Below are 16,135 nucleotides of genomic sequence, written 5' to 3' on the forward strand. Positions count from 1 at the left end.
CGCAAGGTCCTGGCCAGTTCATAGCCATTCATCAACGGCATATTCACGTCGGTCAGCACCAGGTCAAACGCCTGGGGTTGCCACTGTTGCAGCGCCTGCTCGCCGTTGGCGGCCAGGCTCACCGAACAGCCGAGCGCTTCGAGCTGTTCCTTGATGATCGCCTGGTTGACCGGGTTGTCCTCGGCCACCAGGATGCGCAACCCCAACTGCCCGATGCTTTGTGGCCGGGCCGCTGCGGGTTGCTCATGCTTGCCGTGCTGCGCCAGGGACACGGTGCTGGCGATGCTGCGCACATCGTGCAGGTCGACCACCCAGCCTTGCGCCGTGTGCAGCGGCGGGCTGTGTGCGCCCGGCAGGCACAGCACGCGTTGGCCGCCCCATGGCTTGGCGGGCTCGCTGGGCAGCAGGTCCACCAGCACCGCGTGGCGGCTGTCTTTTTCCTGGGTGGTCGCCGCCAAGGCCGCTGCGATGCCTAGCCGATTGAGCCAGTCACTCATCGACTGCGCCAGTTCGCGCACCGGCGCCTGCACGTACACCGGCGTCGGGCTGGGTTCGATCAGCGGCAGGTTGGTCAGCGTGCCGCAGCACAGCGGCAGGCGCATTTTCAGGGTAAAGCTGCTGCCCAGCCCCGGCTCGCTGACCACCCGTATCTCACCGTCCATCATCTGCGCCAGCCAGCGGCAAATGGGCAGTCCCAGCCCGGCGCCGCCTTCGCTGGCGGTGTCCGGCGCCTGGTAAAACAGGTCGAACAGCTTGGCCTGCTGCGCTTCGGGAATGCCGACGCCGGAGTCGGTGACTTGCCATTCCAGGTCGACATGCTCGGCGTCCAGCGCCATCACCCGGGCACGAATCACCACGCGCCCGATGTCGGTGAACTTGATCGCATTGCTCACCAGGTTATTGAGGATCTGGCGAATGCGCATCGGGTCGCCCATCAGGCAGTCCGGTAAGCGCGGATCGATGCAGCTGTAGAGCTGCAAACCCTTGCGCTGGGCGAAAGCGGCGTAGGTATGCAAGGTGTCTTCGAGCATGTCCAGCGGGCAGAAGTCCACGGCTTCTATTGCCATTTGCCCGGACTCGATCTTCGACACATCCAGCACATCGCTGATCAGCTGGAACAGCGTGGCGGACGAACGTTGAATGGTGTGCAGGTAAGTCTTCTGATGCGGATCCAGATCGGTCAGGCCGAGCAATTCCAGGGTGCCAAGCACGCCATACAACGGGGTGCGGATCTCATGGCTCATGGTCGCCAGGAACAACGTCTTGGCCTCGTTGGCGGTATCGGCGGCGTGACGTGCCTCTTCCAGCGCCTGGGCGTCTTCGATGTGCCGGGTGATGTCGTTGAAGGCATACAGGCGCACGTCCTCGGCCTGATAACGGGTCGACACGAAGCCGATTTGCAGGTGTCGGCCTTCGATCTCCAAGTGGCTTTCGCCGTTCTCGACGCCGTCGTGTTGACCGGCCATGGCCGCCACCAGACGTGCGGTGCCCGGCCACTGCTGGGCGCGCTGGTTTTCGATCAGCACCTTGCCGTCGCTGCGCCGCACCACGCACAAGCCGGTGGGCGCGGTGTCGATGATCACGCGGCTGAACGCCACGCTTTCGGCGATGCGTTCGTGGGCCAGGCGCGCCGGACTGATCACCTGGCGCCGGTACCAGCGGCTGCCGGCCCAGCCCAGGGTTATCAGGCTGACCAGCAGCAGCGCCAGGGTGCTCAATGGCCATAAGGCCGAGTGGAAGAAGTGCGAGTAGTTCAGGCCATAGACTGCGCTCCAGGGCCGGTCGCCAGCCTGGGTAATCTTGAATTCAAAGCCATGTGCCGTGAAGTGCACGCCATTGCTGAGCGACGGCTCGGTGGCTGGCCCTACCAAACGGGTGCCGTCGGGCGCAAACAAGGTGAAGCGATCAAACGCGGAGTGATCCAGCGCGCGCTGCACATCGTCGACCTGCGACAGGTCGAGCAGGGTGCCGATCACCGTCTGGCCCTGGCCGTCGAGTGACAGGCCAATGTAGGCCAGCAAGTGCTCGGGCTCCGGCCCTGCTTTCCAGTACACCCAATCCTGCTCTAGTACCTGTGGCGTCTGCGCAAGGCTTTGCTGCACAGCATTGACCAGCGCCACCTGGTTGCCGGTCTCTTCAGTGCTTTCGCGACGCTGATAGCCCACGGAGGGAATGGTGATGGTGTAGTGGGTCTGGCGATTGAACAGAAAAGTTTGCGGTGCCTCGTACGGTGACGAAGACCAGAAGGCGCTGTAGTAGCTGGTCAGGTGTGCGCCCAGGGCAAAAATCGGTGGCCGGGCAGCTACGCCGACCTGCTGCTCATCGAACTTGATGTCGAACGGTACCGAAAACGAGTACTTCTGGCCTTCATATAACGTGCGGCGGTTCTCGACCATTCGGCTCTTGAGGCTGACCTGCACGCTGGTTGCCCGCAGCAATTCGGCCTGGATGCCTGGGTGCGTCAAGCTCTTGAGATAGGTTTGCTGCTCGCTGAGGTTTTCCATTAGCCGCGCAAAATGAAAGCGCGTTGCGCCATAACGGGTTTCGATCCCGCGTTGCAATGACCAGTAGTTGGTGAGGAGCAGCAGCAACGCGATTCCAATCAGCACCATCAGGCCTTTGTTCAAGCGTACGGAGCTGCGGGTAAAGGCTTCGAGTATCGCGTTGTTGTGCTTCATCAGGGGTTTCCGCAGGCGCAGGACAAATCGGCACTGGATGGAGCTTGCGCTTTATAAAGGGCAAATAATCCGGGGCCTCCAGCTAGTGAGATGTCGCGGGGCCATCATTGTTCAGTAGCTGCTGAAATTGGTCCGAAGACACCGCGTGGGAGATCAGGAAACCCTGCACCTGATTGCAGTCGATTTTGCGCAGCAGCGCCAATTGCGCTGGCGTTTCCACACCTTCGGCGACCACTGTCAGGCCGAGCTTGCGGCCCAGCGCGATGATGCTCGCCAGCGCCTGGGCGATGCCTTCGTTGTCATGGCTGCCCTGCACCAATGCCTGGTCGATCTTCAGTTCGGTAAACGGCGTTGAGACGAGGTTGAGGTATGAGCTGTAGCCCTTGCCAAAATCATCCTGGGACAAGCCGAAGCCTTTGATGCGCAAGCGGCAGGCCCCGGCGTAGAAGTTGCTGATGTCCTGTGGCACCGAGCATTCCATCAACTCGAAGCAGATCATTCCGGGAATGCCGTCGTGGTGCAGCACAAACTCCAGCAGGCGGTCCGCCAGGTCATGGCTGTTGAGCAGGTGGGTGGGCAGGTTGATCGCCACCGGGATTTCATAGCCGCGTTGGCGCCACTGCTCCTGGGCGTGAATCGCCTGTTTGAGTACCAGCCACAACAGCCGTTCTTCCAGCTCGAAGGCCTTGATCGCCGGCAGGAACGCGGCCGGCAGCATCACGCCTTGCTCGGGGTGCATCCAGCGCACCAGGGCTTCGGCGGCGACGATACGCCCGTTGGCGAGGGATTTTTTCGGTTGGAACCAGGCCTGCAACTGGCCGCTGCTCATGGCCTGCACCAGCGTATGACGGTCGATGTCCATGTGCTCGGGCAGTTCGGGGGAGGGCTTGCGCACCGTGTTCCTCAGTTGGTCGACCAGATTGCGTAAGGCCTCGGCGTTAACGGGCTTGGAGATCAGCCCGATCACTTCCACATCGAGGTTTTTCGCCACCAGGCTGGCTGCCATCAGCATGCGCCGCGAGGCGGCGCTCATGATCGCCAGGGCCGGCTTGCTGCGCAAGTTGGCCAGGCACTGGATAAATTGCACGCCGTCCATGCCGGGCATCAGCAGGTCGGTCAGTACCAGGTCGAAATCGCGCTGGCGTAAACGCTCCAGCGCTTCTTTGCCGTCCTCGGCGGTTTCCAGCCTGAAATCCCCCAACTCACTGAGCAAGTGCTGCAGGTAGATGTGCTGCAGGGGATGGTCCTCAACAATCAAAATACTAAGGGGCTTCATGGGTGATCCGTGCATAAGGCGCCAGGGAGTTGAATAGAGCCCGCAACGCAAAGGGTTTGACCAGGCAATGGTTCATGCCGGCGGCCAGGCACAGGTCGGCCTCGCCGCGCATGGCGTTGGCGGTGGCCCCGATAATCGGCAACGGGCAGCCTTGGCGGCGCAGTTCGCGTGCCAGTTCATAGCCGTTGATGTGGGGCATGTTCACGTCCGTCAACACCACGTCGAAGCTACCGGCGGTGTACAGCTGCAACGCTTCCTGACCATCGGCCGCCAGCTCCACGGTGCAGCCGAGTTCTTCGAGTTGGTCACGCAAAATCAGCTGGTTGATGATGTTGTCCTCGGCTACCAGCAAGTGCAGGTTGAGTTTGTTCAGGTCGCGCTGGCGTGTTTGCTCATCGGCACGGGCCACCCACAGCCCTTGCGCCTGGCTCACGGCCTGATGAATCGCACCCAGGTGGTTGAGGTTGACGTGCCAGGCGCCGGCCTCGGCTTCCACGGCGGTGCAGGCATTACTGCTCACGTGAATCACCGGCCCCGGCCATTCGGGCGCCAGCAATGGGTCGACGCTGCCGGGGTGCACTTGCAGCAGCAGATGCGTGTCCGGCAACGTCGGCAGGCCGGCCTGGGCCCTGGCGCCCCAGCGGCGCAGCCAGCCGCTGACCGAGTTGGCCAGTTCCGGGATCGGCGACGCCACGTAGATGGTCTCGGCCAACAGCGCGGTCATCGGCGTGGTCGGCGCTTCTTCCAGCGGCAGGATCAGGCTGAAACTGCTGCCCAGGCCCAGCTCGCTGACCATGCGGATGTTGCCGTTCATCAATTCGGTCAGGCGCTGACAAATCGGCAGGCCCAGGCCGGTGCCGGCGACCACATTGGTGTTGCCTTCACTCTGGTAGAACGGTTCGAAAATCATCGCCTGGTCTTCCTGGGCGATGCCTTTGCCGGTGTCCGAGACCTGCCACAACAGGCTGGAGCGTTCACCGTCACGGCCCAGTACCTTTACCCGCAATACCACGCGGCCGTAGTCGGTGAACTTCACCGCATTATTGAGCAGGTTATTCAGAATCTGGCGAATGCGCGTCACGTCGCCGATCAACCTTTCGGGCAGCTTCGGGTCGAAGCAGGCATACAACTGCAAGCCCTTGCCTTGGGCGGCTGCGGCATAGCCCTGAATGATTTCGTGGACCAGATCCAGCGGTGAAAACTCGCTCATTTCCAGCGCCAGCTGCCCGGCTTCGATCTTCGACACATCGAGCACATCGCAGATCAACTGCAACAAGGTCGACGACGAGCCTTCGATGGCGTGCAGGTAGTCCCTTTGCTGGGCATCCAGTTGCGTGCGCGCCAGCAATTCGAGGGTGCCGAGCACGCCATACAGCGGCGTGCGGATTTCATGGCTCATGGTTGCCAGGAACAGGGTCTTGGCGGCGTTGGCAGCGTCCGCCGAGTGGCGTGCTTCTTCCAGCGCCGCTTCGACTTGCTTGCGCGCACTGATATCGCTGAACGCGCAAAACAGCACGTCTTCGCCTTTATAGCGGGTGGGGGCACTGCTCAGGTACAGGTGGCGGCCGTCGATGGTTTCAAAGTAATCACTGCGTTCGCACGGGCCTTGGGCGAAGGCTTGCTCGATCCAGCCGGCCCGCAGTGCCTCGCGCTCCGGGCCGTTGCCCAACCATTGCTGGGCCAGGGTGTTTTCCAGCACCACCTGGCCGTCGGTGCGGCGCAGCACGCAAAGGGCCACGGGCGCGATCTGGATCACATCGCGGCCAAAGGCTTCGCTTTCGATCAACGCCTGGATGCGATGGATCGACGGAATAATGAAACGCTGGTCGACGCGGCGCATCACCAGCCAGATCAGCGTGAGGCTCATCAGGCAGAACAGCAGCGAACCGAGCAGCTGTTTCCACAGGCCGGTGACCACCGCGCGCAGGTCGATGGAATACATCAGTTGCCATTCCGAGGACTTCAAGTGTTTGCGGATCACCAGGTGGTCGGGCAGCAAACCGTTGCCGACAAAGCCAAAAAAGCTTTCCTCGCCGGGCCGCAGGTGTTGCTGTTTGAGCTGCGTGTCGGTGCTGTTGGTAAATACCAGCATGCCCTGGGAGTTGAGCATCATGAACTCACCGGCACTCTGGTCGCTGAGGGTTGAAGACACTTCACGACTTTCCATCTCAAGGCCGAGCCAGCCGGACTCAGGGTCGCGCTCGTCGAGGCGGATGAAAATGTAGAGGTGCGAATGGCCTTCGGTGTTGTCGCTCAGCCACAACTCGTTAAGTGTGGCCGGGTCGCTGTGCTGCAGGGCCTTGAGGCGGTTGAGCATGCACTTGGAAATCGGCAGTACCTGCGCGGTGGCGTCGTACAGCCGCGTCACCTGTGGGCTGGGGCCGGCGTTCACATACAGCAGGTTGAGCTGCTTGGCCTTGAGGTAGTCGCGCATGCGTGCGGTCAGCCAGATGCTCCACTGGTTGCCGGGTGTGTTGCCCAGTTCCAGGTGTTGTTCTTCCTCGGAGGAGGGGTAGAGCCTGGACTGTTTGCGCACCGCCGACAGGCTCAGGCTTTGCAGCAGCGCCTCGCGGTTGGTGAAAAAAGTATGGGCTTCGGCGATGGCGCTGCTCATGTAGCCGCGGCGCTGGGAGATGTCGTTGTTGAAGGTCGACAGCAGAAAGGTATAGACCCCGCTCAGGATGCCCACGAGCAGCACGCTCGCAAAAATACGAAGCAGCCTTCTGGCTGCTTCGGGTCGGGAGAGGACGGGGTTGATCTGGAGCAGATAACTTTTCAATCGCATCGGCAGACTTTAAGCGTGCGCCTTCGTGCCTGGCATAAGACGATCCTTAAAAATGGCCTGCTTGATCAAGTGCTTACTTGTAATACATATCCACCACCACGGCGGCGTCGAACGCGCCAGGGATCGGCAAGGTGCGCCACTTGAGGTCGGCGCGAAACTCATCGTGGCTCTGGCCCATCCCCATCAGCTCTTGCAGGGTGAACCAGTTGTTGAAGGGCAACTGCTGCTGGCTTTCGGCGCGTGACAAAGCGATGCCCACCGAGCTGTTGTTGTCCGGCACCAGCAAGCCATTGATCACGCTGCCACCACCCGGCGTGGTGGCGAAACTGGCGCTGACGGTATACGGCGTATCGCAGCCCTTGCGCAGGTTCAAGCTGAAATTCGCGCTGCTGGCGACTTCACCGATTGACGCCTTGCGCGACGGCGTGGGGAAGTTGATCACGCTGGGGCTGATGGTCAGTTCGGGGCTGCAGGGCACGAAACGGATGTTGTTCATGCCCGTGACCACATAGTTGAAGTTACTGTTGGGCCGCGAGTTGAGCCCGCGCACGCCGTCCAGCTGGAACACGCGGTAGGAGGTCAGGGTGCTGGCCTGGCCGCTGGGAGGTGTGGGGTCGAACTTCTCGATGAACACGCTGAAGTTGAGGGTAAAGCGTGCCTTGTCCCAGCCGATGCAGTTGGAGGTGCAGCCTCGGTCGGAGAAAAATCCGGTGCCGACCTTGCCGGTGCTTTGCGTAATCGGCTGGTTGTTATAACGAATGCCCACGCGGATCCCGGTGCCGATACTCACGCTGGCCGGGTTGACGTAGAAGTACACTTCCTCGCGGCCAACTTTGTAGTCGTCCGCGCAGATCACATTGGTAGAGCGCGGCCCGGACTCCCAGATAATCGTGCCGTTGGGCGCATCGGCGGCAACCGCCAGCGCGGTGCCCAGCGCCTCCTGGGTGATAATCGAGCCGGTGCCGTCTTCACGGCAGGCCAGCGCATAGCTGGTGGCGGGCAGCACCGCGCAGGCCCATACCAGCATCGGCAATAAACGTTTGATCAGTGACATTGGTGCAAGTACCCCGCGATCTATCAGTTGAGCGCCGTGCTATGACGGGCTTGCAAACCGATATCGGTGATTTCGGTGAAATGGAGGGTGGTGCCTTTGGGCACAGGGCTGGACGCACTGAGGGTTTTGCGCGCGTGGGGCTTGAGCAACAGATAATCACTGAGTGCCAGGCTGTCGGTTTGCAGGTTCACCAGTGACAGGTGAAACGCACTGGGGTTGTAAACGCTGACACTGTGCCCATCGCTGCTCCACACCAGCTGCTGCAGCGCCTCGGCCGAGCCACCCTTGAGCGCCGGTGGCCGATAGAACAGCTTGAGCCGTTGGCGTATCGCAAACTGCACGCTGTTGGGGTCGGCGGATTTGAGCGGAATCTCCATGATATTGAGCCAGAACAGCGATTCGCGATCGGCGGGCAGGCCTTCACCGGCATACAAGATGCGCAGCATGTGATGCTCGCCGGCGCCCAATTGCACCAACGGCTCGGTGGCAGCAAACGGCACGGGGCTGTCGGCTGATTCGTCCTCGCTGGTGATCCAGGTTTGCACCACCACTTGCTGTGAGGCCGGGTTGACCACGCTGATGCCGGCGGCCTTGTCCTGGCCGTAATAAATCAGGCGTGTGCCTTCGATCTTCAGCGCCGCGCTGGCTGGCGGTGGCGCGAGCACCAGCAGCCCGCCGGCCAGCAGCATCATTCTGAGTAAAAACATGAACACAAAAATTCCATGGCAACGTGTGGGAACGCAGCCATGGTAGGGGCGGGTGAGTGCGAGGGCTTTGAGGCGATTCTTAAAAGCGTGCAGTGCCCGTTTCAGAATCGCCTTAAAGGCATGTTCGAGCCCCGACAGTTACCGTGTTCGACGTTGAATGATCGACGCTGATGCCCAACTGTCAGGTTTACCCTATGTCCAATAAAGCCTTACGCCTTCTGATTGCCGATGCAGACCTGCTGCAGCGGATCAAGCTGGAGAAAATGCTCAACCAGCTGGGCTACCACCGCATCGCCCCCTTGAGTTCGTTCGACGAATTGCAGGCGTTGACGCGCTCCGGTTGCGTGGCATTCGACCTGTTGATCATCAATACGGCGCTGGTGCGTTCGCGGCAGGTCAACCTGTTGAAGTACTGCCATGACAACCCATTGATTCGCCATACGCTGATCTACGACGGGCAATGCGCACAGAGCTCGGTGGTGTCGGTGTCGGTGAGCCAGACCTTGCACCTGTCGCTGTCGCAGTCGCCGGATTTCAACTCCCTGCGCCGCTGCATGGAGATTGTCGACCCCCTGCATAGTCTGCCGACGGTTGAGCGACCGATGTTGCGCGCGGTCGACAGCCGGGTCGCTGCACCCTCGACGGCTGCGCGTAGCGTTTACCTGGGCGACCCGGCAGTGATGGCGTGCGCCGTCGGTTTATCGCCCAAGCGCTGAGCCGGCCTCAGGTGCGCCACACCGGCAGGCTGTCGTGGGCCAGTGCCCAATGCGGTTGGCCAGGCTTGAGGCACACACCACCGACCCAGCGCTCATGCCCGGCGTGGTCCAACCAATAAGCCTCGCCGCCCAGCACTTGGTGCGCCAGTGGCGTCAATGCCAGTTCGCGGCGCGGCCAGTCGCGTTCGGTCGCGGTTTCGACCAGCAAGGGGGTCGGGCCGTCGATCAATGGCCGCAACAGCGCGTGGAACATCATGTCGCCCAGGAACGGCAGCGGCTCACGCTTGGCCATCAGTTCGGCGAACACCCGGCCGAACGGCACCGGCCCGGCCTCGGCGATGTAGCGCAGCGACAAGCGTTCAGTCAGTGACAGGCCATCCTCAATACCGGGCAACTCCTGCAACTGGCGCAACAACGCGTTGGCTAGAAAGGGCAGGGCCGGGTGGTTGCCGTGAGCCAGTTGCGCAAGCTTGACCGGCGAGCTGTCGCAGTAAGCCGCCCAGGCCTGTCGGGCCAGTTGCACCGCTGCGTCATCGATCAAGCGTCGTTGGGGCCACAACCACGCCAATACATCGGGCGCCAGCTGGCCGATGCCGATAAAGCGTTCGACACCCGGAATACGGTCGACTTCGATCAGCTCGAGCTTTTTCGGCGCGCGCTCAAGACCGGCCAGCGCGCGGACCAGAAACAGCTGATCATAGGCGTCCGCTTCGCACCACAGCACGCTGTGAGCGGCGCTGGCCAGGGCTTGCAGGTGGTCGTATTCATCATTGACGCGGTGGGTTACTTCAGCAGCGTCCAGGGCAAAGGCCTGGCTGATAAAGGCACTGCGCATCGCGCGGAAATCTTCACTGGGCAGGTCGCGCACCGGCCCCATGCATAACGGATCGGTGAGCATGCGGAACTGCCCCTTGAACCCGGCCAGTTGCAGGCTGTGGGCAATGTCACTGCCACAGCGCCAGTGGGTGGTGCGGGCTTCATCGCTGGCAGCAAAGTCCGGGTGGCGGGCGGCGAAGTCGATGGCGTCGACATGCGCCTTGAGTTTGGGCCAACTGCTGAAACCCAGCTGCCTGGCGACCTGCCATTGGGCCTGGGACAAGGTGGCGTGCGGATCGAGGGTTTTCAGGCGTGGCAACAGTTCCTTGGCGCGCTTGCGCTGTTGCTCAAGGTTGAGGCGGCCGTCGGTAGTCGAGGATAAGAGGCGTTGCGACATACGATCTCCTTGCACAAACCTTTTCCGCTTTCAGGTTGGGAGTCGTAGAAATGTGATATTCAGTCAGGATCCTGGGCGCAGCCCTTTCCGCGGAAGGTGGCGTGGAGTGCGCCAGGCACGAAATATAGGCAGTGGAGTAGTCGATTGCAAGCCGTTAAGCCGAGTACGAGTTGATGACCGACACCGTATTGATCGAAACCCGCGCCCTCACGCGCAGGGACGAGCGGCGCCAAGTGGCGTTGCTGCAACCCACGGATTTCAGCCTGAAACGCGCCGACCGTGTGTCCATCACCGGCTCCTCCGGCTCCGGTAAAAGCGTGTTCCTGCGCGCGCTGGCGTTGCTGGATGCGCCCACGTCGGGGCAGATCCTGTGGAACAACCAGCCGATCGCAAATGCGCAGATTCCCCACTATCGCAGCCACATCAGCTACCTGTCGCAACGCCCGGCGCTGCTGGAGGGCACGGTGGAGGACAACCTGCGTTTCCCGTTCAGCCTCAAGACCCTGCGCACGCGCAGCTTCGACCTGCAAGCGGTGACCAAACTGCTGGAACATGCCGGTAAAAGCCCGGACTTCCTGGGCAAAAACGCCGGCGACCTGTCCGGTGGTGAATCCCAGGTGGTGTCACTGATCCGCACCTTGCAACTGAACCCCGAAGTGCTGTTGCTGGATGAACCGACGGCCGCCCTCGACCCCACGTCCTCGCGCGATGTCGAGGCACTGATCAGCGCCTGGTATGCCGCCGACAATGCCCGCGCCTATATCTGGGTATCCCACGACCTCGACCAGGCCCGGCGCATGAGCGCCATTCACCTGCACATGAGTGCCGGTGTCCTGAGCGGAACCGCCCAGCCATGAACTATCAAAACCTCACGGCATTGGACATGGGCATCGCCGCCTCGCTGATCCTCATTAACGGCGCGCTGTCGCTGTTGCTGCGTCTGGGCCTGGGCCGCCAATTGCTGTGGGCGGCCGTGCGTACCGTGGTGCAATTGCTGGCCATCGGTTACCTGCTGGGTTGGGTGTTCGAGTTTGCCTACTGGTATGTGGTGCTGCCGCTGATGTGTGCGATGACCTTGATCGCCGGGTTATCCGCAGCGGGGCGTGGGCGCCGCACTTACCGTGGGCAACGGGTCGACAGCATTCTGTCGGTGTGGGGCAGTTCGTGGCTGGTCACGGCGGTGGGGTTGTTTGCGGTGATCCGTATCCATCCGTGGTACGAGCCGCAGTATGCGATTCCGATCCTCGGCATGATCCTCGGCAATACCCTCACCGGTGTGTCCTTGGGCATTGAGCGCATGACCCAGGAACTGACCTCGGGGCGCAATTCCATCGAGATGATCCTGGCACTTGGCGGTTCACGCTGGGAAGCCGCCCAGGAGGCGATCCGCCAGGCCGTGCGCGCCGGGATGATCCCGACGCTGAACCAGATGACCGTGGTCGGCATCGTCAGCCTGCCCGGCATGATGACTGGCCAGGTACTGGCCGGCGAAAGCCCGGTGGACGCGGTGCGTTACCAGATCGTGATCATGTTTCTGATCGCCGCCTCCTCGGCCTTGGGCACGGTAGGTGCGGTGCTGCTCACCTACCGTCGGTTGTTTTCCAACAGCCATCGGTTTTTGCGCGATCGGCTTGAAGAGCGCGCTTGAACCTCAGGTGCTGGTCTGGCCGTTCCGTCACCTGATGCCCGCTGCTCAACCCACATGGCGCTTTTCTGTGGGAGCTGGCTTGCCTGCGATACGGACACCTCGGTACATCAGGTACACGTAGGTGATGCAATCGCAGGCAAGCCAGCTCCCACATTTGACCGGGCCCCGGCCTGCCAGAAGGCCGCCACAACGGTGAATCAAGCTCAGTCAGCCACACCAAAATCCAGCACCACTTTCATCGCCTGGGTCTTGTCCGCCGCCAGTTCAAACGCCTGCACCGCCTGTTCAAACGGCACCGTGTGGGAGATCACCGGCTTCACATCAATGATCCCGCGATTGAGCAAATCCACCGCCTGGGCAAACTCGCTGTGAAAGCGGAAGGTGCCGCGCAAGTCGATCTCGCGGCTCACCAGCAGGTTCAATGGCAACGACACATCGCCGCCGAGTCCGACCGTCACCAGCACACCCCGTGGCGCGATGCATTCCAGGCCATTGCGCAAGGCCTGGGCGCTTCCGGAGACTTCGAACATTACCTCGAAATAGCCCTTTTCGGCGGTGTAGCGCTTGAGTGCCTCCGCGCCGTCGGCAATGTTGTGGGTGCGCGTGGCGCCCATTTTTTCGGCGCAGGCGAGGGCGCTGGCAGACAGGTCCACGGCGACGATTTCACCCGCCCCGGCAGCCCGCAAACTGCCAATCAACAGGTTGCCGATCGGGCCGCAGCCGGTCACCAGCACGCGTTTGCCGAACACCGCGCCGGCGCGTTGAATCGCGTGCAGGCCCACCGACAGCGGCTCGGCCAGCGCACCTTCGGCCAGGCTCACGTGGTCGGCCAGCCGATGTGCCTGATGCGTCTCGATCACCAGGCTCTGGCGAAACGCGCCCTGAATATGCGGAAACGGCATCGCACTGCCGTAGAAACGCATATTCAGGCAGTGATTCGGCAGGCCTTGATGGCAGTAGCGGCAACCGCCGCACGGGCGCGAGGGCGATACGCTGATGCGCTGGCCGACCTTGAACAGCCCGGCGTCCGCACCCACGGCATCAATCACCGCTGACACTTCGTGGCCGAGCACCATCGGCTCGCGCAGGCGCACGGTGCCGAAGCCGCCGTGCTGGTAGTAATGCAGGTCCGAACCGCAGATGCCGCCACGCGCAATGCGCACGCGCAGTTGATCGGGGGCCAGGGATTGCGGTTCGTCCTGGGGGTCGACCCGCAGGTCTTTGGAGGCGTGACAGACGATAGCGTGCATACAATTCTCCGGATTACAGCGAAGCGGTGATACCACCGTCGACGTACAGAATATGGCCGTTGACGAAGCTGGCAGCGTCACTGGCAAGGAACACGGCGGCACCGGCCAGTTCGGCCACGTCGCCCCAACGACGACTCGGCGTGCGTTGCACCAGCCAGTCGCTGAACTCGGGGTTGGCCACCAGGTTGGCATTCAGTTCCGTCTTGAAATAACCGGGGCCGATGCCATTGACCGTCAACCCATGCGGGCCCCAATCGATGGCCATGCCCTTGGTGAGCATTTTCAGCGCGCCTTTGCTGGCCGCATACGGCGCGATGCCGGGGCGGCCCAGCTCACTTTGCACCGAGCAGATATTGATGATGCGCCCACGCTTGCGCGGGATCATCGCCCGCGCCACGGCCTGGCCAACCAGAAAGGCGCTGTCCAGATTGGTGCTGATCAACTCGCGCCAGTGTTGTTCGCTGTAGTCCTCCAGCGGCCCACGCCGTTGCATGCCGGCGTTGTTCACCAGGATCTCCAGCGGGCCGAGGCGCGCTTCGATGTCCGCCACGGCGGCCTGGATCGCCGTGCTGTCGGTCACGTCAAACGCCTGGGTGTGCACCGTCAACCCTTCGGCCGCCAGCAGCGCCGCCGCATCGCGCAAGGTGCTGCGGTTGCGCCCGTTGAGCACCACCTGCGCCCCGGCCTGGGCCAGGCCGCGGGCAATCGCCAGGCCGATACCGGCACTGGAGCCGGTGACCAGCGCCAGCCGGCCATCAAGGCGGAAGTTGTCTAGAACGCTTTGCATGGCTACCTCTCCTAACGCTTCACACTACCAACGACAGCAGCATGATGAACTCCAGGGCGACAAAGGGATGGACCTTGAGGTGGGTGATCAACAATATCTATCCGATAATCGTGATCAGCGCGACCCGCAGCAGATACGTGGGGTCCGTGTTCGGATTGTTATAGGCCACGCCCCGTCATATCGTGTATGAATTGGGCTTACTTCACCCCAGGCGCTGGGCAGCGTCCAATTTTCATTTGTGATCGGGTGATCACCGTTTGTGATAACCGTTTCTGATAGCTGAGAGAATTTAATGGAGTTAAAGCACTTGCGCGCCTTTGTGGTGCTCGCCCAGGAGCTGCATTTCGGTCGGGCAGCGGCGCAGTTGTCGATCGTGCAGCCGGCGCTGAGCATGCAGATCAAGGTGCTGGAAAGCGGCTTGGGCGTGCGCCTGCTGGATCGTAACCGCCACTCGGTCACACTCACCGAAGCGGGGCGGGCGTTCTTGCCTGAGGCCCAGGCCACCTTGCACCAGGCCGCTCGGGCGGCAGAGGCGGCGCGGGCATCCCACCGCGGTGAAATCGGCCGGGTGCGCCTGGGGTTTGTGTCCTCGGTATTGCCGCAATTGCTGCCGCAACTGATCCGCGCGGTGCATCAGCGTTACCCGCGTATCGAACTGGAACTCAAGGACATGCCCGGCCCCGACCAAGCCGCCGCGTTAAAGAATGGCCAACTGGATTTCGGCCTGATGCGCTTGCCGGCCGCCCACCCCGGCGTGCAGACCCGTGCGGTCTTGCGTGAGAGTTTCTGCGTGGCGCTGCCGATGGACCACCCTTTGGCGGCCCTGGAGTCCATCCAGCCTGCCGACCTGCTCACGTGGCCGGTGTATATCCTCGCCAGGCGTTACGCGCCGGGGTTCTACGATGAGTTTATCCAGGCCGTCGGCATGCCCTTGGACATCGCCAGCGAACTGGGTGAGTTCACCACCATGCTCGCGCTGGTCTCCGCCGGGTTGGGCATCGGCGTGTTGCCGCAGCAGGCGGCGCGGGCGTTGCCAGTCAATTGCGTGTCGCGGCCTTTGCAACTGGGTGGGTTTCAGGCCACCACGGGGTTGGCCTGGACCGAGTTGGACAATGCGGTGAAGACCACCTTGTTCAACCTGATCGTGGAATTGTTTGGCGAGTGATTGTTTCATCGAGTGAAATGCTCGATTGTAAAGTCTGGTGATTCCATCGATCAGGGCAGCGGTGGAGTATGTGTGGCGTCAACACCCCCACTTTTGGAGCCTCTCATGTCCCAGCCTGCGATCAAGCTTTATGGTTTCCCCTTGTCCGGCCACTCACACCGGGTCGAGCTGATGTTGTCGTTGCTGGGCTTGCCCAGTGAATTTATCCTGGTCGACCTCAAGCAAGGCGCGCAAAAAGCGCCGGACTTTATCGCCCACCTCAACCGCTTTGGCCTGGTGCCGGTGATTGACGATAACGGCACGGTGTTGGCCGACTCCAACGCGATTCTGGTGTACCTCGCCAACCAATATGGCAACGGCCAGTGGCTGCCGAGCGACCCTGTCGGCCAGGCTCGCGTGCAGCGCTGGTTGTCGGCGGCTGCCGGCCAACTGCACGCCGGGCCCGCTGCTGCGCGGTTGGCGGTGGTGTTTGGTGCCGAAGTCGATACAGTCGCGGCCATCAGCCGTTCCCATGCGCTGCTCAAGCTGGTGGACGAACAACTGAGCCAAAGCCGCTTTTTGGTTGGTGAGCAGCCGAGCATCGCCGATGTGGCGTTCTACACCTACGTGGCCCACGCGCCGGAAGGCAATGTGTCGTTGGCCGACTACCCTCAAGTGCGTGCCTGGCTTGCTCGCATCGAGGCGTTGCCGGGGTTTGTCGGCATGCCGCGTAGCGCCGTGGGTCTGCAAGCAAAGTAACGTAAACCCCCTGTGGCGAGGGAGCTTGCTCCCGCTGGGGCGCGCAGCGGCCCCCAAAAAAATAACCGCGTATTGCCTGAATCAATGCGCTGCCCTTATTGGGGCTGCTGCGCAGCCC

General features: G+C 62.0%; 13 protein-coding genes. 5 read left to right on the plus strand and 8 right to left on the minus strand.

Annotated elements, in window-relative coordinates:
* From FEM54_RS07500 to FEM54_RS07520, 5 genes are all read right to left on the minus strand, one after another.
* The coding region (locus FEM54_RS07500) for an ATP-binding protein (RefSeq protein WP_138450262.1) at positions 1-2,678 on the minus strand (2,678 nt) is incomplete at its 3' end.
* Positions 2,679-2,760: 82 nt separating this feature from the next.
* Positions 2,761-3,954 carry a response regulator cyclic di-GMP phosphodiesterase PvrR gene (gene pvrR, locus FEM54_RS07505; protein WP_017139586.1) on the minus strand — a complete coding sequence of 398 codons (1,194 nt, stop codon included), beginning with the start codon at positions 3,952-3,954 and terminating at the stop codon, positions 2,761-2,763.
* Complete coding sequence (locus tag FEM54_RS07510; protein ID WP_138450264.1) at positions 3,941-6,739, minus strand: ATP-binding protein; 2,799 nt, start codon at positions 6,737-6,739, stop codon at positions 3,941-3,943. Before FEM54_RS07510 ends, pvrR begins: the two co-directional genes overlap by 14 nt.
* A gap of 73 nt (positions 6,740-6,812) precedes the next feature.
* Complete coding sequence (locus FEM54_RS07515; RefSeq protein ID WP_138450265.1) at positions 6,813-7,793, minus strand: fimbrial protein; 981 nt, start codon at positions 7,791-7,793, stop codon at positions 6,813-6,815.
* A 23-nt stretch (positions 7,794-7,816) separates the two neighbouring features.
* On the minus strand, positions 7,817-8,500 hold the full coding sequence (locus FEM54_RS07520; protein WP_236461135.1) for a fimbrial biogenesis chaperone: 684 nt from the start codon (positions 8,498-8,500) through the stop codon (positions 7,817-7,819).
* A 194-nt stretch (positions 8,501-8,694) separates the two neighbouring features.
* Here FEM54_RS07520 and FEM54_RS07525 point away from each other — a divergent pair, with 194 nt between their 5' ends.
* A complete protein-coding gene (locus FEM54_RS07525; protein ID WP_099549957.1) occupies positions 8,695-9,216 on the plus strand; it encodes an ANTAR domain-containing protein in 522 nt (173 codons plus the stop codon).
* A gap of 7 nt (positions 9,217-9,223) precedes the next feature.
* Here FEM54_RS07525 and FEM54_RS07530 read toward each other — a convergent pair whose 3' ends face one another.
* Positions 9,224-10,429 (minus strand): DUF1835 domain-containing protein, encoded by a 1,206-nt coding sequence (locus FEM54_RS07530; protein ID WP_138450268.1) that lies wholly within the window; start codon positions 10,427-10,429, stop codon positions 9,224-9,226.
* A gap of 173 nt (positions 10,430-10,602) precedes the next feature.
* Between FEM54_RS07530 and FEM54_RS07535 the strand changes: the two genes are divergently transcribed.
* Together FEM54_RS07535 and FEM54_RS07540 are read left to right on the plus strand one after the other, a co-directional pair.
* Positions 10,603-11,286, plus strand: coding sequence for an ABC transporter ATP-binding protein (locus FEM54_RS07535; protein ID WP_138450269.1), 684 nt, complete (start codon positions 10,603-10,605; stop codon positions 11,284-11,286).
* A complete protein-coding gene (locus tag FEM54_RS07540) occupies positions 11,283-12,077 on the plus strand; it encodes an ABC transporter permease (protein WP_058421034.1) in 795 nt (264 codons plus the stop codon). Before FEM54_RS07535 ends, FEM54_RS07540 begins: the two co-directional genes overlap by 4 nt.
* 203 nt (positions 12,078-12,280) lie before the next feature.
* On the opposite strand, the gene FEM54_RS07545 is transcribed toward FEM54_RS07540, so the two are convergent.
* Both FEM54_RS07545 and FEM54_RS07550 read right to left on the minus strand, forming a co-directional pair.
* Positions 12,281-13,327, minus strand: a complete 1,047-nt coding sequence (locus FEM54_RS07545) for an L-idonate 5-dehydrogenase (RefSeq protein ID WP_138450272.1) — start codon at positions 13,325-13,327, stop codon at positions 12,281-12,283.
* Positions 13,328-13,340: 13 nt separating this feature from the next.
* Complete coding sequence (locus FEM54_RS07550; protein WP_099549962.1) at positions 13,341-14,114, minus strand: glucose 1-dehydrogenase; 774 nt, start codon at positions 14,112-14,114, stop codon at positions 13,341-13,343.
* A gap of 292 nt (positions 14,115-14,406) precedes the next feature.
* On the opposite strand from FEM54_RS07550, the gene FEM54_RS07555 reads away from it, so the two are divergent.
* Both FEM54_RS07555 and FEM54_RS07560 read left to right on the plus strand, forming a co-directional pair.
* Positions 14,407-15,279, plus strand: coding sequence for a LysR family transcriptional regulator (locus tag FEM54_RS07555; RefSeq protein WP_138450273.1), 873 nt, complete (start codon positions 14,407-14,409; stop codon positions 15,277-15,279).
* Positions 15,280-15,384: 105 nt separating this feature from the next.
* Positions 15,385-16,017: a glutathione S-transferase family protein gene (locus tag FEM54_RS07560; RefSeq protein ID WP_138450275.1), complete on the plus strand. Its 633-nt coding sequence runs from the start codon at positions 15,385-15,387 to the stop codon at positions 16,015-16,017.
* Positions 16,018-16,135: the final 118 nt, after the last annotated feature.

Origin of the sequence: Pseudomonas edaphica, from assembly GCF_005863185.1 — a bacterium.
GTDB classification, from domain to species: Bacteria; Pseudomonadota; Gammaproteobacteria; order Pseudomonadales; family Pseudomonadaceae; genus Aquipseudomonas; species Aquipseudomonas edaphica.